Here is a 23667-nt window from a genome sequence, read left to right as displayed (position 1 = left end):
TACTTTAAAATTATGCTTTTCGACCGATGTTATACTGTAATGAACGAACTATATTTGATGGCACAAAGTGTAGCCAATAAGTAGGTCTGAGACCTTAAAGTTATTATTTTTGTATTCTGAATAAAAATAGACCTAACGAAAAAGAGTAAATAGAGTAATGAAAAAGTATCTGATTTTATTGACATTATTACTCATAAGCATTTCAAAGATATGTGCTGATAACATCACCTTTGTTATTAGTGCCCCTGCTTCTACAGTGAAGGGTGCGCAAATACAGTTGCAGTATGTGTTGAAAGGTGGCGAAGGCCGGGAAATCCATGTGCCGGATGAGATAAAGGGCTTTGATGTGCTTTATGGGCCATCTGTTTCACAAATGTACAGTTCTTCGAATATCAACGGGAAAGTGACCTCGGAGAGTAATATAACCTATACATATCTACTGTTGGCTAAAGAAGAAGGTACCTTTACCTTACCTTCAGCATCAGTAAAAGTAGGCGGTAGTAATTATAAATCGAATACTGCCCAGATAAAAGTCTTACCTCCCGATAAGAACGCTCAGCCGCAACAGCCCGGGCAACAGGTGAAACCGACAACATCTTCTTCTACCGCCGGAAATGTCAATCCGAATGATGCTTTCGTAAGGGCGATATTCTCTAAAACTAAGGTGAAAGAACAGGAAGCGGTGACTGTAACATTCCGCTTCTACACAGTGCTGAATATAAGGGATGTAGGGAAAATTCAATTTCCTGAATTCGAAGGCTTCATGACAGAGGATTTCGAACTACCTGCAAATCGACAGATGGCTCTGGAGCATTATAACGGACGAAACTATTATACCGTAGATGTAAAGAAAACGCTCTTATTCCCTCAGCGGTCGGGTAAAATGACGATACCGTCGGGTACAATGGAAATCGTATTCGAAGTGGCTTCGGGTAAAAAGGTACAGACGTTTTTCGGACCTCAGGAAGTAATGACCGAGTCTAAAAAAACACTGAAGACAACACCTGTTACAGTCGATGTATCCGCACTTCCGATACAAAACAAGCCTGCTAATTTTTCGGGAGGAGTGGGAGACTTTTCTTTCAAACCGTCCATATCTGCAGAAAAGATTAAGGCAAACGACGCTGTTACTATCAAGCTGGATATAACAGGGACAGGGAATCTGAAGCTTATAAAGAATCCTGAAGTAAAGTTCCCAAAAGATTTTGAAACTTATGATCCGAATGTAAAGAATGATTTTAAGTTAACCGAGAACGGGCTGTCGGGTACAAAATCAATAGAGTATATGTTTATACCCCGTTATCCGGGTAAATTTACAATACCTGCCATCGAATTTTCCTACTTCGATACCAGAACCGGTGCTTATAAGACCGTTTCGTCCCCGTCATATACGCTGGATGTAGATAAGGATCCGAATGCGGGAAAGAATGTGTCTACCAGTTATTCGAGTCAGAAAGAACTTGAAATGGAGCAGGATATCCGTTATCTTAAAACAGGAAGCTATTCATTTACAGATCCTCAGAGTTTCTTTGTAGGTTCCCTTTCATATCTTCTGTGGTATCTTATTCCGTTAGTGTTGTTTATTGCGTTTACTATAGCATACAGAAAACAGATAAAGGCGAATGCCGATATCGCGATGATGCGTACCAAGAAAGCGAATAAGGTGGCGACTAAGCGCCTTAAGCTGGCTAAGAAATATTTGCAGATGCAGCAGAAAGATAGTTTCTATGAAGAAATCCTGCGTGCAGTATGGGGTTATCTGAGTGATAAATTGACGATCCCGGTTGCAGACCTGAACAGGGAGAATATTGAAATTGAATTGTTGAAATACGGTGTGGGTGATGATCTTATAAGCCAGTTTATAGATATATTGGATACAGGAGAATTTGCCCGTTATGCTCCGTCCGAATCGGGGCACGCAATGGATGATCTCTACAATAATACAGTAGATGCTATCGGTAAAATGGAAAGTACAATTAAGAAAATAAAATAAGGTCTGATGAAACGAATCATATTATCTTGCCTGTTCATATTCGCTATATATTCTGTTGCTTATGCACAGGATTCAATCCCGGTTGTGAGTGATTCGCTGGCAATCGCTAAAGTAAGCCAGCAGCAATCCGAAACGTCTTCCGATCCGGCTACAATAGCTTACAATGAAGGCGATTTCCGTAAGGCTATTGAAATACTGGAAGCTCAAAAGACTGAGCAATTGGAAAAGGGGTTGGAGTCTGCTCAATTATATTATAACTTAGGTAATGCTTATTTCAGAGTGAATGATTTTGCTCATGCCCGTCTGAACTATGAAAAGGCCTTGTTACTTGATCCGGGAGACCGGGATACACGTCATAATATTGAATATCTGTCTACCAAAATAGAGGATAAGATATTGGTAGCCGATACATTCTTTCTCAGCATATGGTTCAGGGCTGTTCAGAATTTGTTCAGTTCGAATACCTGGGCCGTCATAGCAGTGGTTTCGTTTCTTCTGCTGATGGGATGCTTATCGGTCTTCTTCTTTAGTCGTTATGTTTCAATGAAGAAAACAGCCTTTTATATAGGAATCGTTGCATTGGTTATTGTTATACTTGCAAACGTATTCTCTTTCGGTCAGAAGAATAAGATCGAGCATAGGGATACAGCCGTTATCATGGCCGGTTCGGCATCTGTGGTCAGCTCTCCCGATATTAACAGCAAAGAGCTCTTCATATTACACTCAGGAACAAAAGTATATATAACAAAAGAAGACCGCAACTGGCTCGAAATAGAAATAGATAACGGCAGTGTAGGCTGGATTCAGCGTGACAAGCTGGAAATAATATAAATTTGTCTTAAAATGAAAAACACCAGATGAGCCTTGTAGAAAAGATATTGCCATACGAACGGAATTTATTTCTATGGCTCAACGAGCATCATACAGATTATTGGGACACATTTATGTGGATATATAGCGGTAAACTAATATGGTTGCCATTAGCTATAACCGGTCTGGCCGTATTTGTATATAAGATAAAATGGAAAGAGGCTCTTTTGTTATTGCTCTGTGCTACATTAGTCGGACTTCTTTGTGACTTTGTTTCGGCAAATCTTATCAAGCCCTATTTTGAGCGATTGCGCCCCACACATCACCCCGATTTTGAGGCCTTTGTGGAAGTAGTAAAAGGATATCGCGGAGGACGTTACGGGTTTATCTCCAATCATGCTGCCAATGGTTTCGGTGTAGTGGCTTTCACTTCCTTGTTGTTCCGCTATAGGTATCTCACTATTACAATGATAATATGGGCGACCATAACAGCGTATTCCCGCGTTTATCTGGGAGTCCATTTTATCTCCGATGTTGTTGGAGGGGCTGTTTGGGGCACTTTGATAGGCTTTTTAGTGTATTATATATATTTAACCTCTCGCCGGCATATTCTGAAAGTTCCTAAAGAGGATGTTAGAACGCCTGTCTATAGCAAAGAAAGAGCAAAGATATTAGTCGGTGCAATATTACTTACGGTAGTATCAATTGCTATATATAGCGCAATATTTGATATTCCTTCGTAAAATCCATTGTTTTTCAAAAAAGAATTTTATAACTTTAGAACATATTCCTAATCATTTACCATTTAAAACTTAGAGAGTATGACTAGAGTTATTACATTTTCAGAGCTTCGCAAAATCAAGGACAGTTTACCGGATGGAAGCATACATCAGATAGCTGATACTTTACAAATCCCTGTAGAAACAGTTTGGAACTACTTCGGAGGATATAGTTACGAAAAAGGGCAAAGTTGTGGTGTACATATAGAACCCGGGCCGGACGGAGGTTATGTTTCACTCGATGATACTACTATTTTGGATATGGCTTTAGAAATGATGGAAGCGAAGGAAGCTTAAGAAAAAATACAGAGATGAATGCCACAAGTGTTCATCTCTTTTAAAATCAGTACAACAACAATAAATATATACAGCAATGGGAGATAAACTGGTAACACTTGCGATTCACACAAACGAAAAAGCCCAGATATTAAAAGGCGTATTGGAAAGTGAGAATATTGAAGTCCATATCAATGATGTGGATTTGGATAATCCGGGAGTATCGCCCGGCGTTCGTATCCGTATCAAAGAATCCGATCTGCCCAAAGCCCTGAGCGTAGTGGAGAGTCGCCACTTATTTAGCTACGATGAGGAAGAAACATACAGGACTGATGACGGGCGTAAGCGCATCCTTATACCGGTCGATTTTTCCGATTATTCGCTTAAAGCATGTAAAATAGCCTTTAACCTGGCTCGTGATCTCAACGCGAAAGTAAAGATACTTCATGTGTATTTCAATCCATACTATCCCACAGCCTTGCCCATGGCCGAAGCATTTGCCTATCAGGGAAAGGAAGAGAAGGAATTCCAGAATATTATAGAGAAAGTAAAGGAAAATATCCAGAAACTATGTAATACAATAGACCAGAAGGTTTCGGCAGGAGAGTTCCCTTCGGTAAACTATTCCTATGTATTGCGAGAGGGCTTGCCCGAAGAAGAGATAGTGACCTTTGCCAAAGAGTATAAGCCGACACTGATACTTATGGGAACCAGAGGCAAGGATCAGAAAGATGCCGATCTTATTGGCAGCGTAACGGCTGAGGTAATAGAAATGACTCACGTTCCATTAGTTGCAATTCCGGAAAATACACCATTTTCGGATTTGAGGGAAGTGAAGAAAATGGCATTCCTTACAAACTTCAGCCAGAGGGATTTGATTTCATTCGATTTGCTGGCAAAACTCTTGCAGCCATATAGCGATGTACAGATCGTACTCACCCATATAGCCGTTAAGAAGGGTGACCGATGGGACGAAATAAAACTTGCCGGAATCAAAGACTACTTCAGTAAGCAATATCCGGGGCTAAATCTAGACTATAAGTTGATCGATACCAATGATATGCTCAAAAGCCTCGACGAATATATAAAGAATGACAAAATACAGATATTATCCCTGACCACCAGTAAGCGGAATATCTTTGCCCGTATGTTTAGTCCGAGTATCTCGCGTAAGATGCTGTTTCACTCCGATACACCTTTGTTGGTACTAAGAGGATAAAATGCTAGACATATCATATAATATCGTATAAATCTATTCGTTATCTTTGAAGTTAACGAATAGATTTTACACTTAATACCTAGCCCTATAAAACGATACATCTACTTATCCCCTATGATTACGTTTCACACGGATTTTTTTCTCAGTAAATAAACCTCCTTTATGAGACTATCGGCTTTCTTAGTCTGCATTCTATCTTTGTGTTCGGTAAAAGCTTCTGTATATAGTGCCGATTCTGTTCCGGATGTAATACCTAAAGGTGCAATCCCTTTCCATAGTTTCAAGAATAATGTTATTCTGGACGGTTTTATTAACGACTCAGTACCGATGAAAGCTCTTCTCGATATAGGGGCATGGGGATTGGCTGTGCCCGAATATTTAAGAGCAGATAAAGAAGCCGGAAAAAAATCTGAGCGCATTCGTTTCAATGTGGGTGACTGGACAAAGACAATGGATGCTACATTTATGAGTCCGGGAAGCCAGTTCCTGCATTGGTACGGTGAGGATTGTGTATTGCTGGGCTGGGATTTTTTCAACAGGCGCATACTCGAGATATCCTATAAAGACCAATATATAAGGGAACTGAAACCTATTGAACTGGATAGTCTGAAGGGGTATGACTGTATAAAATTTCAGAACAGAGGGCGCAGGCTGCTCATCCCTACTACAGTAACCATTGGCGGAAAGATCATAGAAGGGAATTGCTGGATAGATACAGGCCTGAACGGAACGTTATTCTTTGCTCACAATGTACTTTCCAAATACGGTTTGGATACAGGTAAAACCAATGAAGGACGTGCTAAAAACCTGGATAGCAATCGGACTAAAGTAAATATAATGAGTGCAGATACCATCAACGTAGGTAATAGTATGCTTACAGGCAAAGATGTGATTTTTACCGATTCCGAATGGTTTGTCTTCAAAGAGAACGATATGTATATAGGCCTTTTGGGGAACCAGTTCTTCAGATACTTTTCAGTGATATTCGACTTCCGAAAAAATAACCTATACCTTAAACCTTCAGCTTCCGATTGATGGTCAATCTGATAATATATAAAAGGTAACGAAGGTAACAGTTTTTTCAGTCAACAGTCAACAGTTAGCAGTTAACAACTTGTATCTCGTATCTTGTCTACTCGTATCTCATATTACTTTCAACTTAGTACTTATTACTCATTACTTAAAAACTTACTACTTGTTAAAAGGTAACAAAGGTTACACTTTTTCATTCATTTGCTAATCTGCTAATTCTCAAATCTGCTAATCAATACATCAAAGAACTCTCAGCCAATAACTAACAATCATCAGCTTACTTCTTATAGATAAAGTTTGAGAAAAGTCTTTATCTTAATTAAAAGTAAATCATTACATCAAACTCCAAAAAAACAGTAATTTTACAGTTACTTAAAAAAAATCATTGATTGTAATGGAAACATCACCAAATGCAGATTTCTCAATTATCATTGATGGTATCAGTCAGGTAATACGAGAGTGGGAGAAAAAGTTGCTGAATCTTCCTCTTGAAGCGATATCAGAGAGACGAAATGCCCAAAACAGAACAATAAAGCAACTGATCGGACACCTGATAGATTCAGCATCTAACAATCAGCAGAGAATGGTGCGTTTACAATACAGCTCTAATCTTGTATTCCCTGATTATACACAGGATAACGACCTCTGGATAGCCATACAGAACTACCAGAAATCGGATTGGATAAGCCTTGTCGGTTTATGGAAGTATTATAATCTTCATATCATTCAGGTGATAAAGAATATAGATACATCTAAATTAGGGAATACATGGACCGATTTTGAGGGGAATATAGTCTCTCTGGAAAATATGGTGAATGGTTACCTCGGTCATTTACACCTGCATATGGGTGAGATAGAAGAGTTAGCCGGCAGGCAATAGATAAGAACTTAAATTATATAATTGAATGAAGAAAACAATATTAATAACTATGACCGGATTATCAATGATGTTTGCCGGCTGCGGAGGGGGGCAAAAAGCTCCGGAGAAGCAGGCTGAAGCGGACACTGTCCCAGCTGATTTCAAATATGAGGTAGATGCTTTTGCCGACCTCGAAATCCTGCGTTATTACGTTCCCGGATTCAACAATCTGACTTTGGAGCAAAAAGAACTGGTTTATTACCTCTCTATGGCTGCTGTCGAAGGACGCGATATTCTTTTCGACCAGAACAATCGGTTTAACCTCGCCATCCGCCGCACGCTGGAGGCTATCTATGGAAATTATAAAGGAGATAAGAACTCGGCTGATTACAAAGAATTTGAAGTATATCTCAAGCGTGTGTGGTTCTCCAATGGGATACACCATCACTACGGAGAAGAAAAATTCCTGCCGGGCTTTTCTAAAGAATTTTTTGCAGAGCAGGTAAAAAACTTATCGGCGGAACTTGTTCCGGTAAAGGAAGGCCAGTCCGTAGATGATTTTATAAAGATGCTTACCCCTGTCATGTTCGATGCTAAGGTAATGGCAAAGAAAGTGAACCAGTCGGGAGGAGACCTTATCCTTACTTCTGCCAATAATTATTATGGAGAAGGAGTTACCCAGAAAGAGGTTCAGGATTTTTACGGGGCAATGAAAGATACGACCGACCTTACGCCTATATCTTACGGGCTAAATAGCCGTTTGGAAAAAGAAGACGGGAAACTGATAGAAAAGGTTTGGAAAGTCGGTGGCTTGTATTCGCCTGCAATCGAAAAAATAGTTTTCTGGCTCGAAAAAGCACAGACTGTAGCCGAAAATGACGCGCAAAAGAATGTGATCTCAAAGCTTATTTCATACTATAAGTCCGGTGATTTGAAAACGTTCGATCAATATGCTGTGGCATGGGTTGAAGATTTAAATTCACAGGTCGATTTTGTAAATGGTTTCACGGAAGTTTATGGAGATGCTCTTGGTATCAAGGCCAGTTGGGAATCTATTGTAAATTTCAAAAATGTAGAGGCGACAAAACGTACTGAGATCATCAGTTCAAACGCGCAATGGTTCGAGGACCATTCGCCTGTGGATAAGAGCTTCAAAAAGGAAAAAGTAAAAGGCGTATCTGCCAAAGTAATCACCGTAGCTCAACTTGGCGGAGATTGCTATCCTGCAACGCCTATCGGCATCAATTTGCCGAATGCGGATTGGATACGCAAAGATCATGGCTCCAAGTCGGTGACAATAGAAAATATCATGGAAGCATACGACGCAGCTGGCGCGCATACCGGATTTGGTGAAGAGTTTATGTGGTCTGACGCCGAAGTAAATATAATAAAGGAATATGGCTTTATTACTGATGTCTTGCATACCGACCTGCACGAATGTCTGGGACATGGTTCGGGAAAATTACTGCCTGAAGTCGATCCGAATGCATTGGGCGAATTTAGTTCCACCATCGAAGAAGCCCGTGCCGACCTGTTCGGGTTGTACTTCCTTGCCGATGCCAAACTTGTAGAACTGGGCATTATCCCAAATGCGGACGCTTACAAAGCCGAATACTACAAGTTTATGATGAATGGACTGATGACGCAGCTTGTACGTATCGAACCGGGTAAAGACATAGAGGAGGCGCATATGCGCAACCGTCAGTTGATAGCCAAGTGGGTTTATGAAAAAGGAAAAGCGGATAATGTTGTCGAATATAAGGTGAGAGACGGCAAAACATATGTTGTAGTAAACGATTACACCAAATTGCGTACATTATTCGGCGATTTACTTGCCGAAATCCAGCGAATCAAATCGGAAGGCGATTTTAATGGTGCAAAAGCTATTGTAGCGAATTACGCGGTAGAAGTTGATCAGAAATTGCATAAAGAAGTGCTGGAGCGTTACAAGACTTTGAATATGAAACCATATAAAGGTTTTGTCAATCCGGTATTCCAATTGGTACAGGACAAAGATGGTAAGATTACCGATGTCAAAATCTCTTATACCGAAGGATATGCCGAACAGATGGTACGCTACTCGAAAGAGTTTTCGACATTGCCTACCTATAACGATTGAATCGGAATCCGGAATTAAGAAAATAAATATAAAAAAGTCCTGACAAGTTTATCTGTCAGGACTTTTTGTATCAGAACATCAGCATTTTCAGGCCGAATGATAATCTTAAATATTCTTTCGGGCCCAGATAACTGTTGGTAAAAGCACTGGCTATATACAGGTCATTACTGCTTATCTCATAGAACAAGGTGAGGGACTTGGCAAAGAAGCGTTTGTCCGGCGGGATATTATACGTGATCCGTTGTCCCAGATAGATATTGAAACGCATCTTTGTAGAGAACGAGTAATAGCTGTTTGGATATTTGTCAGGTTCACTTACCCAGAAATCCCCGTCGAAGATAGTATTTACATAGAGTCCGGTAGCCAGGGGATCTATTGAGAAATGTCTGTTCAAATCTTTTTTCCACGGGATAAAGTTCTGCTTCAGAGTAAATGTTATCTTGGAACGCTTGGTCGAATATTTAGGCAGATATCCAAAGAACATATCTGTTTCCCACTGATTGTTTTTTCCGTAATCCCATCCCAGACCTAATGATATCAGTCCCATTCCACCGGCATACTGCACTTTGGTATAATTCGGAATAAGGTTTTCCCATTGCGATTTATATTTCTCAATGCGTCTGTCATAGCCGTTTTGGGCAGGAAGTGCGTTTGTTATAATAAGAAGCATTACAAGAATGCTCAAATGTAATTTATATTTAAAATTCAATAACTTCATAATCGTATGTATCGTCAGGCTTAATTGTCAGCAGTAAATATTCGCGTTTGGCCACACTTGGTGTGCCATAATACATCACCCCGTCGTTGAACAGGTCGTCTACCTGCGCCCAATGGTCATGCGCATTCAGACAAAACTGCAATTTTCGGAATTCCTTTATATATCGTTGAAAAACATTGGCTACATTATTATTGAACTGTTCCGAATAAGGGCGTACATGCATTGCAAATATCGTCTTTTCATATTCTTCCCTTTCGTCCTTATATTCCTGTTCTATGAACTGGAAATCGGGAACAGGATGCGAGTAGTCGAATTCAAGGGCATTTGTATTCAGACAGATAAATTTAGTGTTGCCTGCCAGAAACGAAAAGTTCACCTCACCGAATACTTCATGGAAGATATCTATACCGTTAGCGAGACAGTCATGGTTTCCCAGAAGCACCACATAAGGCACTTTCAGTTTATTCATAATGTCCCTCTGCCACAGAAACTCTTTAGTGAGGCCAAAGTCAGAAATATCTCCGCCGTGAATAACGAAATCGACATCGTTTCGTTTATTTATAGTTTTCACAAAATCTTCTGTTTCATCATAGGCCCGTTGCGTATCTCCTGTCATTACAAAGCGGATCGATTTCTTACCTTTACACGCTTCTTCTATACGTGCAATATTTTTTGCATTAATTCCTGTTTCCCCTTTTATACGCCCGTCATAGGGATGATATTCTATCATCTCACATGCAGTGAAAGTAAGAAGGGTAAATAAGAAGATATATATTTTCTTCATAAAAATTTAATAATGGTAAAGCAGGTGCAAGGTTACGTGTAAAAATAGGTTTTAGTGTCCGGTAAGTAGAAAACATGCTTCTATAAGCACTTTTTTAGACTTATTTTAACTAAAATATCAATTTTGTTAACATATCAAATGGTTGAAGATATATTATCTTAACAAGGACAGCATAAACAAGGAAATCCGGGCATCGGTCATATTTCTTATAAAGGATTATGGGAACGAAGTATTATCGGATTATAATTCCTATCTTTATTCTAAAATAATAAGAAATGAAATTAAAAGAAGAACAAAAAAATAAATCGGTATTAACGACCAGCTATGTACTGACTAACGGTTCGCCCGTAATCTTCGTCTTATATGATGAAGACGGAGACTGGCAGCTCTTCGGTGAAGAGGATGTGACTGATGATGAAGACGCCTATCTCGTATCTGTAGACGAAATACTGGAAATGGAACCAGCCCTCCGCAAATTGCCCGATTTACAGCCGGGACAAGCAGCCACCCGCGAGAAAGACAGCATCCGTTGGTTTATCATAGAAGAGGAGAAGTAGAGATTTAACATAGCTTGGACGGGATACTTATGCGGTGTTCCGTTTTTTTTGTACTTTTGCCAGACTGAAACGATTTGAGATAAATCGTTTTTATTTTATTATTTATTAAAATTTTATTTCTATGAACAACGAAAAAGGACTGGACTTTAAATCCACGACCGAAACCGGAGATAAAAAACTGTTCATCGAAACCTATGGCTGCCAGATGAATGTGGCAGACAGCGAGGTTGTTGCGTCTGTAATGCAGATGGATGGTTATACCATGACAGATAAGCTCGAAGACGCCGATGCTGTATTTGTAAACACATGTTCGATTCGTGATAATGCCGAACAACGGGTTATCCAGCGACTCGACTATTTCAATGCCCTTAAGAGAAAGAAGAAGCCTAATATGATCATCGGGGTTCTCGGATGTATGGCAGAGCGGGTGAAAGAAGAACTGCACGACAAGCATCATGTAGACGTGGTAGTGGGCCCTGATGCTTACCTCGACCTGCCTAATCTGGTGGGTGCCGCCGAAAGTGGTGAAAAAGCAATCAATGTTGTTTTATCAAAAACCGAAACGTATAAGGATGTAATACCTTTGCGAATCGGAGGAAATCATATTTCGGGCTTTATATCCATTATGCGCGGATGTGATAAGGTTTGTTCGTACTGCATTGTGCCTTATACCAGAGGACGCGAGCGCAGCCGTTTGCCTCAAAGTATATTGAACGAAGTTGCCGATTTACGCGACAAAGGCTTTAAGGAAGTAACTTTGCTGGGGCAGAATGTAAATTCGTACCGCTATGAGAACGAAGATGGTACGGTGGTAGACTTTTCCCGTTTACTCGAAATTGTAGCTCTTGAAGCCCCAAAAATGCGCATCAGGTTTACCACCTCATATCCTACCGATATGACTGATGAAACGCTGGAAGTGATAGCGAAGTATGACAATCTTTGCAAATTTATCCACCTTCCTGTACAGTCGGGAAGCAGCCGTATGCTAAATGTAATGAAGCGTAAGTACGACAGAGAATGGTACCTGAACCGTATCGAGGCTATCAAACGGATCATTCCGGGATGCGGGCTCTCTACGGATATAATGTGTGGATTCCATTCCGAAACTGAAGAGGACCAACAGGAAACCCTGTCCTTGATGCGAGAAGTATGCTTCGATTCGGCCTTTATGTTTAAATACTCGGAACGTCCGGGAACATTTGCTGCTAAGAAGCTGGAAGATGATGTGCCCGAAGATGTTAAAATAAAGCGTTTGCAGGAAATTATAGAATTACAGAACGAATGTTCCCTCGAAAGTAATAAAAGAGATATCGGCAAAGTATTTGAAGTATTGGTCGAAGGATTCTCCAAACGTTCGAAAGAACAACTGTTTGGACGTACTTCTCAAAATAAAGTCGTTATCTTTGATAAGGGCAGCCATCGTATCGGAGATTTTGTTACTGTCAGAATTACAGGGAATACTTCGGCTACATTATTTGGCGAAGCCATATAAGTTATAGATATAACTAATAATACATTTTTAATTTCTAACTTATTTTCGTTGTTTTACTTATGAGGAGGCTAAATAGCTCTGTAACCCTGAAATATGTACATAGTTTAGTTATTTTTATTAAAGATTTTTCCTGCTTTTTCAAAAAGTAACTATATTAGATGTCCGTTTTGGAAAACATAGAAAGGAAATATTTGTTATAGAAAAAAGGATTAATTTAAAAATTTAAAGAATTATGAATAAAACTGGCTCTAATTTATTATTTTTAGCCATAGGTGCGGCATTAGGTGCTGCTGTAGGCTATGTTGCAGCTTCTGATAAGAAAGAAGAATGGTTAAAAGATATAAACAGCCTTGTAGATAAAGTAAAAGGCAATGTAAAACATGCAGCAGGCAGAGGCCGGGAAAAAATAGATGAGTTGAGAAACGATGTTGAATGACCAGAAAACAGACAAAAGCTTAAATACTCTGGTTGAAGAAATCAAATTAGAACTATTAAGCTATATCAACAAAAGAATTCGGCTGTTTAAGCTGGATGCTTTTGAGAAGTTGAGTATCTCGGCTTCTGCAGTAGGATATGGCTTAATAGTTCTGTCTATTATCGCTGTACTCATGTTCTTCCTGCTCATCGGGCTGGCATTTTTTATAGGAGAACTTCTAAGTAGCCTGGCAGCCGGATTCGGTATTATGGCCCTGTTTTCTTTATTCGTCTTATTCGTAGTTTTTCTGTTCAGGAGAAAGATAAAAGAATCTATCCTGAATGCTACTATAAACTTTTTCAGAGGAATGGAGGATAATGATGAGAAATAAATTAACACCATTAGAAGAACTCCGTCAGGAAAAAGCAATAGCAAGGCGTGAGTGCGCTGAGAGTGAAGAGCGTCTGGGTGAACACTGGACGTACCTTTCCGATAACGCAGGCCCTCTCCTTTTTCAGAGCGCGATGAATACGATACTTCGCCAATTCGGATTCGGGCCCAAAGAGAAATCTAAAGATACCGAAGATGCTGGAGGTGTAGCACACAGTGGCTTGCTGGGTAGTCTGATGGCATATTATCCTATTGTATGGGAAATCGTGCAACCGATGCTGCTGCGTTTTGTTGTCAAAAAGATAAAGTCTATTTTCTCGGGAAAGAAAAAGAAAAGGCGGAGAGACTGTGACGAAGACGATGATTAATTCAATCGAAAAAGAAATAACAGGAGACAAGGGAGTGGCGAAGAGCCGTTTTCTTGTTTTTTGTTCATAGATAAATGTTTACAAAAAAAATCAATGATATACAGCACAAAATGAATGTGTATGGTAAAGAGAAACGGCCATTTCTCTTTGCTGTTAACTTTGACCTGACCGAAGGCTTTATTTTACAGAATCCTCTCGCGCAGACAGAGATATTATTCGATGTAAGAGGGCAGGGTAATTCTCCTGTAAAAAAAGCAATTGAAAACGATATACAATTTAGTATGAACCCTCTTACTTATGGTGTCTATAAAGCGAAATTCGATATTGTCCACCAAGGTTTATTAAAAGGTTATTCTTATCTGACTAATCTGACTATAAAGACACCAATATCTACCAATCTATCATTCCCAGATATTTTTGCATATAGTGATGCTCTTTATAAACTGCTATTGCCCGGACGTTTCGTCTGTTTTTCACCTGAACGGTTTGTGAAAATATCGGGTAGGATTATATCTACCAACCCGATGAAAGGGACGATAGATGCCTCTATTCCCGACGCCGCGCGGATAATCCTGAACGACTATAAAGAAACGGCGGAACACAATACGATAGTAGACCTGTTGCGCAACGACCTGAGTATTGTAGCCGATAATGTAAAAGTCAGCAGATTCAGGTATATAGACCGGATAAAGACTAACAAGACTGACATCTTACAGGTTAGCTCCGAAATCACAGGACGGTTGCAGGATAATAATGCTGATAACTTAGGTGATATCATTTTCGGGATGCTTCCCGCCGGGTCTATATCAGGCGCACCAAAACCGGCAACCTTGGATATTATCAGAGAGGCTGAGAGCGACCCCCGTGGATACTATACCGGAATATTCGGCTACTATGACGGTAAAGAACTCGATACGGCGGTAATGATACGTTTCATAGAAGAGTTCGATGGCCGGTACTATTTCCGGAGTGGGGGAGGTATAACTGCCTATAGTGATTGTGAGAGCGAATATAAAGAGGTACTAAGTAAGATCTATTTACCAATAATATGAGACAACCTGTTTTTACCGAAGCATTAAAAATACTGGACGGTAAGTTCTACAACCTGCCTTTTCATCAGGAACGTATTTTTCGTACGTCAAAGACCTTTTTCGCAAAACCGACTTCAGTTGACTTATCGGAAGGCGATATTCCACCCGAATACAGGAACGGAATAGTAAAATGCCGTATAATATATTCAGACCATGTGATGGGCCTTGAATATCAATATTATAAGTTCAGAATAATCCGAAAACTTAAATTGGTTGTTGATGATAGTATCGACTACTCTTTTAAATATGCGGACAGGCACAATATAGATAATCTTCTCTCCCAAAAATACGATTGTGATGATATTTTAATTGTAAAGAATGGTTGCATAACCGACACATCATTCAGTAATGTCGTGTTCAGAAATGATTCGGGCCTATACACACCTGCTTCTTATCTGCTGGCGGGAACTAAACGCCGGCTATTGCTAGAGCAGGGCGTTATACAAGAGAAAGAGATCAAAGCAGAGGATATAAAAGAGTATTCAAGGCTATACATAATCAATGCCATGATAGACCTTGAAGATAATGTAAGTCTTGATACATCCGATCTTATATAGAGCCTATTTCAATAAGTTACTTTTTACAATAGTCTCTACTCTGGTTTTGGTCGAATCAGTCGAAATAGCTGTGACATCTCCCGTACAGTTAGTAAAGTACACATAGTTGCCATTATCATTGAAGCGATATACTTTACAACCTTCATGTTCGAAAAGATAATCGACCTTGTATGTCTGATTATTGTCAGAATTTCTACGTTCAATAGGCAGTGAAGGGCTGCATGATGACAAGCCCGCAATTAATGTGCCGGCTAATAATGATGTAAAGAGTGCTTTCATATCCGTATTCTTTATTTCGTTAGACTTCCTGTCCTACTCATCGTCTTTTCTCTTCGGATCGTACTTCTTTCCTGCAAAAATATCATATCTGCGGAACTCGCATTGCAATGAACCATTAACAAGCTGTATTTTCTTAGATGGTTTAAGTCCTATTTTATCGAAGCATTCTTTCTTATAACTGAGTACCCATGCCGAATATCCCATAAATACATGTTTGAGGCGCTCCCCTATCATTTCATACAAACCACTCAGGTCTTCCGGTTTTATACGCTCTCCATAGGGTGGATTAGTAACCAATATTCCTTTTTCGGCAGGTGCCTGTGTGTATTTTTCGAAAGGCTTCATCTCGAGATTGATATGACGTTCCAAGCCTGCGCCCTTAACATTTTTTGCGGCTATGTCGATAGCTTCCGCAGAAATATCCGACCCATAAATTTTATAATTAAATTCACGTTCTCCGCTATCATCGTTGTATATGGTCTCGAAAAGGTCTGCATTGAAATTCTTCCACTTTTCGAAAGCAAAATTCTTCCGGTATATACCCGGAGGTACATTCATGGCTATCATAGCAGCTTCGATAAGCAGTGTCCCTGAACCGCACATCGGATCCACAAAGTCGGATTCGCCCCGCCATCCTGTTTTAAGTATCATTCCTGCTGCCAGCACTTCGTTCAGAGGTGCTTCTGTCTGGGCTACACGGTATCCTCTTTTATGCAATGATTCGCCCGAACTGTCGAATGACAAAGTACATTTGTCATGCGCGACGTGAAAATTGATCAGCAGGTCGGGATTCTTTGTGTCCACAGACGGGCGTTTACCTGTTTTTTGCATAAAGTAGTCGGCAATAGCATCCTTTACACGATAGGCAACAAACTTAGAGTGGGTGAAATAGTCGGAAAAAGTGATGGCGTCGATGGCAAAAGTGCTGTCTTCCGTCAGGTGTTCATACCAGTTCATTGCCTTTACCCTCTTGTATATTTCATCCGTGTTCTTGGCTTTGAACTCAAATACGGGACGAAGTATGCGTAAGGCTGTCCGGCAGTGTATATTTGCTTTATAGAGCATTGCCAGATCTCCTTCGAAGGAAACCATACGTTTACCTATTTCCAGATTGTTTGCGCCAAGTCCGGTAAGCTCTTCGGCCAGAACATCTTCAAGGCCTGCCATCGTTTTGGCTATCATTGTAAACTCTTTCTTTATCATCGTTTGCTTATCGGCTTATAGTTTTATCTTTTTCGACTTCCCTTTCGATTCGTTGTGGAAAGCATCTACTGCGGTGACTACATATTTATATTCCTTCTTACCACCTTCGTAGGGCAACACAAGGCTGCTATCCCGTGTTATGGCCACAATATACTGAGGATTATCCAGGTTCTCTTTCTCTCCTTTTGCAAAACGGTAAACCACATAGTATTGCGCTGTCTCGGGATCGTATTTGTCCGAATTGCTTTTCCAACTCAATGTATGGGAGGTCGCTGTATAGGATTCCTCCACCTTATTCACCTTCTTAGGGCTTTTGTTGTGCATATGCTTATATGCCGGAATAAGGGCAGGGTATTTGTGATAATTATTTTTCAATTGGGTAGCAATACCCTTATAGTTATCCAATAATTCGTATGCCGGCCAGAAACAGTTGCCATGTACAGTTGTAAAACTACGCGATAACACCATCTTTTCATTCAGCTGATTATCACCCGATGGCTGTGTATTAGCATCCATTGTCCGTTTTACATCCTGACCGATATAAAGATGCTGGTCGTAATTATTGAACGCCCACCATTTGATCAGGGTTTTATAATCGGCGGCTTTGTGCCCTATCTCCCAATATACCTGAGGCATATTGTAATCTATCCAGCCATTTTTTACCCATAGCTTAACATCGGCATACAGGTCATCATAATTTTGTAGCCCATTAGTATCGCTTCCAGAACCGTCAGTGGTACTTTTCTTATTGCGGTAAATACCAAACGGGCTGATTCCGAACCTTACCCACGGTTTTGAAGTCATTAGGGTATGTTTTATCTCCTGTATCAGCAAATTCACATTGTTGCGCCGCCAGTCGGTCAGTTGATTCTGAGAGAAGCCCTGTTGTTTTGCATATGTATTAAAGCTGTTGTTATCAGGGAATCCTTCTCCGGCAATAGGGTAAGGATAGAAGTAATCGTCCATATGTATAGCATCTACTTCGTAACGCATTACAATATCTTTTACCACATCGCAGATAAATTTACGGTTGGCGGGGATGCCCGGGTCGAAATAGATTTTACCCCCGTATTTTAGAAATCGTTCAGGATGTTTATGATATATATGGCTTTTTGCGAAGATATCATTTTCGCTGGCCGATACACGGTAAGGATTGAGCCAGGCATGCAGTTCCATATTGCGTTTGTGGCATTCTTCCACAAGGAATGCCAGAGGGTCGAATCCTCCTTCGGGAGCTACTCCTTGTGTTCCGGTAAGAAAAGCGCTCCAAGGTTCCAGTTCCGATTTATAGAATGCATCAGCATAAGGACGTGCCTGGAAAATAACGGCATTGATACCTTCGGCATGAAGTTCATCCAGTGTTTTTATGAAGTATGTTTTCAACTGTGATACTGTCATTGTCCTGTACCTTGTCTGCCAGGCTGTACTTAGCCATGCGCCACGGAATTCTCTCTTAGGATGGGCTATGTCGGTAAATGTAACACGTTGTTGCTGGGTTTTACAGGAGGACAGTATAGATAGAACTGCAACTATAAGGAGCAGATGGAGGGCTTTATTTTTATTCATGGAGTTTGTTTAAAATATGTATTTATTTTTTATAGTGTAAATAAACTTTCACCGGATAATGGTCTGATGGCAAACGGGTTTCGGCTTCAGTAGAGAATACTTCTTTCGGAAAATCCCCGACATGCAGCTCTTTGCTGTTTTCAACCGGAACACGGTATGTATCAGTGAGTACACCATAGCGATCAACTTCAAATTTGCCGCTTACGAATATATGGTCGATACGGCTGTTAGTCATCAGATTAGGCTTGAATGCATTAAATGTTCCATTCAGCGCGTAACGAACTCCGGCTTTCTCATACGAATCGAACAGGATATTCGAATTCGCCAATAGTTTATAACTTTCGTGGGTTTGATCCACATTGAAGTCGCCTGTCAGTATAACAGCATCTTTACCGCACATTTCCTCTATCTTTTTCAGTACCAGTTGGGCGCTGTGCCTGCGGGCTTCTACGCCTACATGATCCATGTGCAGATTGAAGAACCATATTTTTTTCTTCTTTTTCCTGTCTTTAAATTGAGCCCATGTACAGATACGCGGCAGAGCTGCATCCCAGCCTTTATTCGGAAAGTCTGTTTGTTCGGCCATCCAGAAATGCCCTGATTTCAGCAGTTCAAACCTGTCTTTTTTGTAAAATATAGGAGCATATTCTCCTGCGGTTTTCCCATCGTCACGGCCAACTCCTACATATCCGTACTGAGGTAATTCACGTTGTAGATCCTCCAGCTGATTATGAAGCACTTCTTGCGTGCCCAGAATGTCGAAATCGTTGAACGAGATCAGTTTTGTGATTACAGGACAGCGGCGTTGCCATCCGTTGCCTTTCTCCGCATCGCCCTGATTGTTGTAACGGATATTATAGCTACCCACTACTAAATCCTGCGCGTAGATAAAACTCACACATAGGAATACAAAAACCGATAAAGAAATAGTTTTTTTCATAAGGAAAAATATATCAGAAGTAATAATCGTTAATATGTACTTACAAAAGTAGGAATAATAACTAAGATGTCTTTTATATAAAGTAAAGTAAACGCATGATTATATAAAATTTGAGTTCAAATCAGCTATTTATTAAAAAAGTAACAAAGGTAACACATGTTTCAGTTAACAGTCAACGGTTAGCAGTTAACAGAAATACAGTTTTTCAACTTATTGCTTATTGTTTAAGACTCATTACTTGTTGAAAAGGTAACAAAGGTTACACTTTTTCACTTATTACTTCTACCCTCTCTGTAAGTCCCCCTTGGGGGATTTAGGGGGCTGTTCATTCTTTCAAAGAACTATAGCTAATAGTCTTTAGCTACCGGCTCTAATTATATAGATAAACTTTCCTAAAACTTATTACATGTTTGCCCTGTTTGCATAAATACTTTACTTTTGTTATAGTTAAAAAAATACCGATGAAACAGATTTTACCATATATATTATTTCTCTTTTTTATAACTTCAATATTCGCCGGCGAACCGATAAGGATAGGTGTGATAACTGATACGCACTACCTTTCGGAGAAACTGATGGATGATGGTTATGCATTACAGGATTATATACAGGTGAGCGGGAAAAATATAAAAGATGTTCCTGCAGTACTGGATAAAGTATTGGATGATTATCTGCATAGCGATATACAAGTATTGCTGGTAAGTGGTGATATGACAAAAGACGGCGAAAAGCAGAGCCATCTCGATTTTGTAAATAAATTGAAACCCTTACAGGATAAGGGGGTAAAAGTATTCGTTATTCCCGGCAACCACGATATAAATATGCCTAATGCAGTAGAGTATAAAGGGAATAAGACTCTGCCTGTACCGAATGTAACTCCCAAAGAATTCACGGATATTTATGCTTCATGCGGATACAATAACGCTTTACTGAGAGATACGGCGTCGTTGAGCTATGTGGCTCTACTTGATGCTCATACCTGGCTTGTGGCTATAGATGCGGCAAGGTATAAAGAATATACGACCCGGAGTATTTCGGGCGGAAAGATCTCTTCTGATACCGAAAAGTGGCTTATTGAAGTTTTGGATGAAGCCAGGTTGCAGAATGTAACTGTAATAGGTATGATGCACTGGGGACTGACAGAACATATCGTATACCAGTCTATGTTCTTCAAAGATTATCTGGTAGATGAGTGGACACGTTTTGCAAATCTTTTTGCAGATAAGGGAATGAAGGCTGTTTTTACGGGGCATTTTCATTCCAATGATATATCGGCTTTTACCTCTGATAAAGGAAATACGATATATGATATTGAGACTGGGACATTATCAGGCTATCCCTTTTCTTATCGCTTTATAGAATTGAGTGAAAAAGGGATGGATATAAAAACAAAAAATGTAACTTCGTTACCGGATAATCCGGCATTGGCAGAGGAGGATGAGCAACGTATGCAGTCTTTATCTAACAAATTAGCTGTCCAAAAGCTGAAAGGGATGGGTTTTAATTTACCTGATGATGTGTCGAAGCAATTCGCAGACGTGTTGTCCCGGATATTTATATTACATCTGTACGGAGATGAAAAGCCGGATGAGAAATTGAAACAATCGATGCTCAGTTTATCCAAAGCAATGGAAACCCCTATGGATATGGAAGATTTGCAGATAGACTTTCCTCCTGACGATAATAATGTGCAGATTACTTTTTAATGAAAGGAATCTAAAAATATAAAACTATGCTACAATTATCACTATATCCGGATCAGATCGAAGCCGGATGCGACGAAGCCGGGCGAGGCTGTCTGGCAGGGCCTGTATTTGCTGCTGCTGTGATACTGCCGAAAGATTTTGAATGTGAGAAACTAAATGATTCTAAACAACTGACCGAAAAAGAACGATATAACCTGCGTCCTCTTATCGAGGAGAGGGCTTTAGCCTGGGCTGTAGGAATTGTGGATCATAAAGAGATAGATAAGATAAATATACTCAACGCGTCTTTTCTGGCTATGCAGCGGGCTGTAGCTTCATTGAAGATCAGGCCACAGCATTTATTGATCGACGGCAACAGGTTTAAGAAATATGAAGATATACCCCACACATGTGTGGTGAAGGGTGATGGTAAGTTATTGCCTATCGCAGCAGCATCTGTTCTTGCCAAGACGTACAGGGACGATTATATGGAGAAACTGCATGGGGAGTATCCTCTGTATGACTGGGATCATAATAAGGGCTACCCTACAAAGAAACACCGCCTTGCTATAAAGACGTATGGGGTAACTCCTTATCACCGGCTTACATTTAATCTTACGGAAAAACAGCTGAAACTTGAATTTTAGCAGTTAAAAAAATCCTGCTTAGCGCCGAGACCTTAGTGACCGAATTTCCCTTCGAAATCTTTTGAAATTTCATTCAGGAAATAAAGTGTACTCTTGCGTGTATTTACTCTGAATTCCTGTATATTATCATTAAGTTCGAGGGCGTTGTCAGTAATAAAGTCTTCCGCCCGTATTACACGGGGCAGTAGTTTGTCATTCGCCTGGTTTTCATATAAATAAGATATGTCAGTCACTTCCAGTACGCATTTGTCCTGAAACAGGAATCCGTTTATACGGTACCTCATAACCATTTTTTCGCGGACACCTTTCGAGTTGGCAGGCAGAAGTAGTTCTATCCTCGATTTGGCAATGAACTCATTATTCTTCGTATCGTGGCGTACACTTGAGATAAAAGGGTCTTTACCATAATTAATGATAGCCCACTCTTTCAGTATCTTATAGTTGGCTTCTGTGGAAATATCTTTATTGGATGGAATCTCTTTTAAAAATGTGACTTTTCCTTCAATAACGGGAACGTTAATGAAGCTCTCACCCGATTTGACAACTTGAGAGAAACATACGGCAGAGAGCATGAAACAAATAGTATAGAGTATTAGTTTTTTCATAGTTTGAGTCATTCGTATGCTGCAAATATAGGAATATATTTGAAAACTCAAAGAACGAGAAGACTCTATTTCGTTTTACGATTGTATGGCTTCCAGATGATTTTTTAATGTATTAGAGTACATTTCCAGCATCTTATCCCACACAAAGTCATAGTCGATATAATCGAGATCTATTTTCTGTATTTGCTTATCCAGATAAGATTTAAAGCTTTCCAGTTGCTCGGATGTATACTTGTCATTGAACTTGCTTACTTTGTAAAACATGTCATAGGCCATATAATTACATGGGAATATTTCATAGTTGGAGTGTATTTCCTTATCTATGATTTTGGCAGCCAGTTCAGGCTGTAAACGTTTGTCCGGCTCTGTAATCTTATCCAGTTCGGGATTGATACAATTTCCGAAGCGGAATATCACATTTCCTTTCTGTCCCAGTATGCCGATTTCCATGTTCAGAAGATCGTCGCGTTGAGATTTCTTAAAATCAGGATCATCGCGTTTTTGTTGAAATTCTTTGGCTTTCAGATAATCACACGGGTCATATTCATATGAGATGGAAAGTGGTATAAGATTCAGTTCTTTCAGGCTTTCGATGAACGGTTTATCTTCCGGATACAATGCCAACATTTTCAGCAGGCTGTCCTGCGTTCTGTCATCTGAATTTTTAGCCCGGCCTTCACGCTGCGCGATCCATACCGATTCACCTTTCGATGATATTACATGATGTATATATTCAGACAGGTGCTTAGATGCGATTAGTCTCTCTTTTATAGAAAGGCCTCGTCTTACTATAAAGCTCTTATTGAGTCTCACCAACTTATCTATCCAGGGATGGATAAGCAGATTGTCGCCAATGGCGATTTCTGTCGTTTTGAATCCTTCCTTATGGCGGAGTATATTCAACAATCCGGCATCCAGTACAATATCCCTATGGTTGGATAAAAAGAGGTGTTGTACCGATTTGTCGATGGTTTCCCATTTATCGCCTTTGATACTGGTTGCTACTTTCATACCCAGCATCGTTACCACCGGATATATCATCTCTGCCTGAAACTGTTCTTTGGATTTATATCTCAGCATTTCGGCCGAAAATTCATCCCAGTCTATATTAGGTATTATATATTTTACAGCATGCTGAAACCCGGGATCTACCAGTATATCCTGAATGGCTTGTTCCACCTCATGGTCGTATAGAGGTGCTATGTCGTCAAATTTATTACTCATAACCGTAGGTAATCGTAAGTATTAATGATATATTCTATAGTTATAACTGCTCATTGTAT

The 23667-nt window shown here is 40.0% G+C and carries 24 protein-coding genes and 1 pseudogene; 17 read left to right on the top strand and 8 right to left on the bottom strand.

Annotated elements, in window-relative coordinates; translation table 11 throughout:
* Positions 1–157: 157 nt before the first annotated feature.
* The 8 genes from IR083_RS13430 to IR083_RS13395 all read left to right on the top strand — a co-directional run bounded on the left by IR083_RS13430 (position 158) and on the right by IR083_RS13395 (position 9087).
* Positions 158–1993 carry a BatD family protein gene (locus IR083_RS13430; protein ID WP_194224691.1) on the top strand — a complete coding sequence of 612 codons (1836 nt, stop codon included), beginning with the start codon at positions 158–160 and terminating at the stop codon, positions 1991–1993.
* Positions 1994–1999: 6 nt separating this feature from the next.
* Positions 2000–2824, top strand: a complete 825-nt coding sequence (locus tag IR083_RS13425; protein WP_194224690.1) for a tetratricopeptide repeat protein — start codon at positions 2000–2002, stop codon at positions 2822–2824.
* Positions 2825–2850: 26 nt separating this feature from the next.
* On the top strand, positions 2851–3546 hold the full coding sequence (locus IR083_RS13420) for a phosphatase PAP2 family protein (RefSeq protein WP_194224689.1): 696 nt from the start codon (positions 2851–2853) through the stop codon (positions 3544–3546).
* Positions 3547–3624: 78 nt separating this feature from the next.
* Complete coding sequence (locus tag IR083_RS13415) at positions 3625–3879, top strand: DNA-binding protein (protein ID WP_194224688.1); 255 nt, start codon at positions 3625–3627, stop codon at positions 3877–3879.
* A gap of 76 nt (positions 3880–3955) precedes the next feature.
* Positions 3956–5077, top strand: coding sequence for a universal stress protein (locus tag IR083_RS13410; RefSeq protein ID WP_194224687.1), 1122 nt, complete (start codon positions 3956–3958; stop codon positions 5075–5077).
* A 162-nt stretch (positions 5078–5239) separates the two neighbouring features.
* A complete protein-coding gene (locus tag IR083_RS13405; protein WP_194224686.1) occupies positions 5240–6112 on the top strand; it encodes an aspartyl protease family protein in 873 nt (290 codons plus the stop codon).
* A 391-nt stretch (positions 6113–6503) separates the two neighbouring features.
* A complete protein-coding gene (locus IR083_RS13400; RefSeq protein WP_006799763.1) occupies positions 6504–6989 on the top strand; it encodes a DinB family protein in 486 nt (161 codons plus the stop codon).
* A 25-nt stretch (positions 6990–7014) separates the two neighbouring features.
* Positions 7015–9087, top strand: a complete 2073-nt coding sequence (locus tag IR083_RS13395; protein WP_194224685.1) for a dipeptidyl-peptidase 3 family protein — start codon at positions 7015–7017, stop codon at positions 9085–9087.
* A 70-nt stretch (positions 9088–9157) separates the two neighbouring features.
* Here the strand turns inward: IR083_RS13395 and IR083_RS13390 are convergent, their stop codons facing one another.
* Both IR083_RS13390 and IR083_RS13385 read right to left on the bottom strand, forming a co-directional pair.
* The gene (locus tag IR083_RS13390; protein ID WP_006799761.1) at positions 9158–9757 is read right to left on the bottom strand and encodes a hypothetical protein; all 600 of its coding nucleotides are present in this window, start codon (positions 9755–9757) and stop codon (positions 9158–9160) included.
* 28 nt (positions 9758–9785) lie between these two features.
* Positions 9786–10589 carry a metallophosphoesterase family protein gene (locus tag IR083_RS13385; RefSeq protein WP_194224684.1) on the bottom strand — a complete coding sequence of 268 codons (804 nt, stop codon included), beginning with the start codon at positions 10587–10589 and terminating at the stop codon, positions 9786–9788.
* 275 nt (positions 10590–10864) lie between these two features.
* Between IR083_RS13385 and IR083_RS13380 the strand changes: the two genes are divergently transcribed.
* The 7 genes from IR083_RS13380 (at position 10865) to IR083_RS13350 (ending at position 15459) form a co-directional block, all read left to right on the top strand.
* Positions 10865–11146: a hypothetical protein gene (locus IR083_RS13380; protein ID WP_194224683.1), complete on the top strand. Its 282-nt coding sequence runs from the start codon at positions 10865–10867 to the stop codon at positions 11144–11146.
* Positions 11147–11267: 121 nt separating this feature from the next.
* Entirely contained in the window at positions 11268–12638 is a 1371-nt protein-coding gene (gene miaB / locus IR083_RS13375) for a tRNA (N6-isopentenyl adenosine(37)-C2)-methylthiotransferase MiaB (RefSeq protein WP_006799758.1), read from the top strand.
* Positions 12639–12870: 232 nt separating this feature from the next.
* On the top strand, positions 12871–13074 hold the full coding sequence (locus tag IR083_RS13370) for a YtxH domain-containing protein (protein ID WP_006799757.1): 204 nt from the start codon (positions 12871–12873) through the stop codon (positions 13072–13074).
* Positions 13064–13444, top strand: a complete 381-nt coding sequence (locus IR083_RS13365) for a phage holin family protein (protein WP_006799756.1) — start codon at positions 13064–13066, stop codon at positions 13442–13444. Before IR083_RS13370 ends, IR083_RS13365 begins: the two co-directional genes overlap by 11 nt.
* Entirely contained in the window at positions 13431–13811 is a 381-nt protein-coding gene (locus IR083_RS13360) for a hypothetical protein (RefSeq protein WP_006799755.1), read from the top strand. Before IR083_RS13365 ends, IR083_RS13360 begins: the two co-directional genes overlap by 14 nt.
* 74 nt (positions 13812–13885) lie before the next feature.
* On the top strand, positions 13886–14863 hold the full coding sequence (locus IR083_RS13355; protein ID WP_044215998.1) for an aminodeoxychorismate synthase component I: 978 nt from the start codon (positions 13886–13888) through the stop codon (positions 14861–14863).
* Entirely contained in the window at positions 14860–15459 is a 600-nt protein-coding gene (locus IR083_RS13350; protein WP_006799753.1) for an aminotransferase class IV, read from the top strand. Before IR083_RS13355 ends, IR083_RS13350 begins: the two co-directional genes overlap by 4 nt.
* Before the next feature lie 3 nt (positions 15460–15462).
* Here the strand turns inward: IR083_RS13350 and IR083_RS13345 are convergent, their stop codons facing one another.
* The 4 genes and pseudogenes from IR083_RS13345 to IR083_RS13330 all read right to left on the bottom strand — a co-directional run bounded on the left by IR083_RS13345 (position 15463) and on the right by IR083_RS13330 (position 19447).
* Complete coding sequence (locus IR083_RS13345) at positions 15463–15738, bottom strand: DUF4884 domain-containing protein (RefSeq protein WP_006799752.1); 276 nt, start codon at positions 15736–15738, stop codon at positions 15463–15465.
* Between the two features lie 36 nt (positions 15739–15774).
* Positions 15775–16920, bottom strand: a pseudogene (locus tag IR083_RS13340) (class I SAM-dependent RNA methyltransferase); the annotation flags it as partial.
* 36 nt (positions 16921–16956) lie between these two features.
* Positions 16957–18507: a glycoside hydrolase family 10 protein gene (locus IR083_RS13335; RefSeq protein WP_006799750.1), complete on the bottom strand. Its 1551-nt coding sequence runs from the start codon at positions 18505–18507 to the stop codon at positions 16957–16959.
* Between the two features lie 22 nt (positions 18508–18529).
* Entirely contained in the window at positions 18530–19447 is a 918-nt protein-coding gene (locus IR083_RS13330) for an endonuclease/exonuclease/phosphatase family protein (RefSeq protein ID WP_006799749.1), read from the bottom strand.
* A gap of 461 nt (positions 19448–19908) precedes the next feature.
* Here IR083_RS13330 and IR083_RS13325 point away from each other — a divergent pair, with 461 nt between their 5' ends.
* Entirely contained in the window at positions 19909–21153 is a 1245-nt protein-coding gene (locus IR083_RS13325) for a metallophosphoesterase family protein (protein WP_006799748.1), read from the top strand.
* Between the two features lie 26 nt (positions 21154–21179).
* Complete coding sequence (locus IR083_RS13320; protein WP_194224682.1) at positions 21180–21779, top strand: ribonuclease HII; 600 nt, start codon at positions 21180–21182, stop codon at positions 21777–21779.
* A gap of 32 nt (positions 21780–21811) precedes the next feature.
* On the opposite strand, the gene IR083_RS13315 is transcribed toward IR083_RS13320, so the two are convergent.
* Positions 21812–22384: a hypothetical protein gene (locus IR083_RS13315; protein WP_242052413.1), complete on the bottom strand. Its 573-nt coding sequence runs from the start codon at positions 22382–22384 to the stop codon at positions 21812–21814.
* 75 nt (positions 22385–22459) lie between these two features.
* Positions 22460–23608 carry a hypothetical protein gene (locus IR083_RS13310; protein WP_006799745.1) on the bottom strand — a complete coding sequence of 383 codons (1149 nt, stop codon included), beginning with the start codon at positions 23606–23608 and terminating at the stop codon, positions 22460–22462.
* Positions 23609–23667: the final 59 nt, after the last annotated feature.

Source organism: Dysgonomonas sp. GY75 (assembly GCF_015234155.1).
Taxonomy (GTDB): Bacteria; Bacteroidota; Bacteroidia; order Bacteroidales; family Dysgonomonadaceae; genus Dysgonomonas; species Dysgonomonas gadei.
This window is presented reverse-complemented; position numbering and strand designations above follow the sequence as displayed.

Excerpts from the sequence above, each read along its gene's own strand:
- IR083_RS13430 (WP_194224691.1), top strand. The coding sequence starts at position 158 with ATGAAAAAGTATCTGATTTTATTGACATTATTACTCATAAGCATTTCA.
- IR083_RS13425 (WP_194224690.1), top strand. The coding sequence starts at position 2,000 with ATGAAACGAATCATATTATCTTGCCTGTTCATATTCGCTATATATTCT.
- IR083_RS13420 (WP_194224689.1), top strand. The coding sequence starts at position 2,851 with ATGAGCCTTGTAGAAAAGATATTGCCATACGAACGGAATTTATTTCTA.
- IR083_RS13415 (WP_194224688.1), top strand. The coding sequence starts at position 3,625 with ATGACTAGAGTTATTACATTTTCAGAGCTTCGCAAAATCAAGGACAGT.
- IR083_RS13410 (WP_194224687.1), top strand. The coding sequence starts at position 3,956 with ATGGGAGATAAACTGGTAACACTTGCGATTCACACAAACGAAAAAGCC.
- IR083_RS13405 (WP_194224686.1), top strand. The coding sequence starts at position 5,240 with ATGAGACTATCGGCTTTCTTAGTCTGCATTCTATCTTTGTGTTCGGTA.
- IR083_RS13400 (WP_006799763.1), top strand. The coding sequence starts at position 6,504 with ATGGAAACATCACCAAATGCAGATTTCTCAATTATCATTGATGGTATC.
- IR083_RS13395 (WP_194224685.1), top strand. The coding sequence starts at position 7,015 with ATGAAGAAAACAATATTAATAACTATGACCGGATTATCAATGATGTTT.
- IR083_RS13390 (WP_006799761.1), bottom strand. The coding sequence starts at position 9,757 with ATGCTTCTTATTATAACAAACGCACTTCCTGCCCAAAACGGCTATGAC.
- IR083_RS13385 (WP_194224684.1), bottom strand. The coding sequence starts at position 10,589 with ATGAAGAAAATATATATCTTCTTATTTACCCTTCTTACTTTCACTGCA.
- IR083_RS13380 (WP_194224683.1), top strand. The coding sequence starts at position 10,865 with ATGAAATTAAAAGAAGAACAAAAAAATAAATCGGTATTAACGACCAGC.
- miaB (WP_006799758.1), top strand. The coding sequence starts at position 11,268 with ATGAACAACGAAAAAGGACTGGACTTTAAATCCACGACCGAAACCGGA.
- IR083_RS13370 (WP_006799757.1), top strand. The coding sequence starts at position 12,871 with ATGAATAAAACTGGCTCTAATTTATTATTTTTAGCCATAGGTGCGGCA.
- IR083_RS13365 (WP_006799756.1), top strand. The coding sequence starts at position 13,064 with ATGTTGAATGACCAGAAAACAGACAAAAGCTTAAATACTCTGGTTGAA.
- IR083_RS13360 (WP_006799755.1), top strand. The coding sequence starts at position 13,431 with ATGATGAGAAATAAATTAACACCATTAGAAGAACTCCGTCAGGAAAAA.
- IR083_RS13355 (WP_044215998.1), top strand. The coding sequence starts at position 13,886 with ATGTTTACAAAAAAAATCAATGATATACAGCACAAAATGAATGTGTAT.
- IR083_RS13350 (WP_006799753.1), top strand. The coding sequence starts at position 14,860 with ATGAGACAACCTGTTTTTACCGAAGCATTAAAAATACTGGACGGTAAG.
- IR083_RS13345 (WP_006799752.1), bottom strand. The coding sequence starts at position 15,738 with ATGAAAGCACTCTTTACATCATTATTAGCCGGCACATTAATTGCGGGC.
- IR083_RS13335 (WP_006799750.1), bottom strand. The coding sequence starts at position 18,507 with ATGAATAAAAATAAAGCCCTCCATCTGCTCCTTATAGTTGCAGTTCTA.
- IR083_RS13330 (WP_006799749.1), bottom strand. The coding sequence starts at position 19,447 with ATGAAAAAAACTATTTCTTTATCGGTTTTTGTATTCCTATGTGTGAGT.
- IR083_RS13325 (WP_006799748.1), top strand. The coding sequence starts at position 19,909 with ATGAAACAGATTTTACCATATATATTATTTCTCTTTTTTATAACTTCA.
- IR083_RS13320 (WP_194224682.1), top strand. The coding sequence starts at position 21,180 with ATGCTACAATTATCACTATATCCGGATCAGATCGAAGCCGGATGCGAC.
- IR083_RS13315 (WP_242052413.1), bottom strand. The coding sequence starts at position 22,384 with ATGAAAAAACTAATACTCTATACTATTTGTTTCATGCTCTCTGCCGTA.
- IR083_RS13310 (WP_006799745.1), bottom strand. The coding sequence starts at position 23,608 with ATGAGTAATAAATTTGACGACATAGCACCTCTATACGACCATGAGGTG.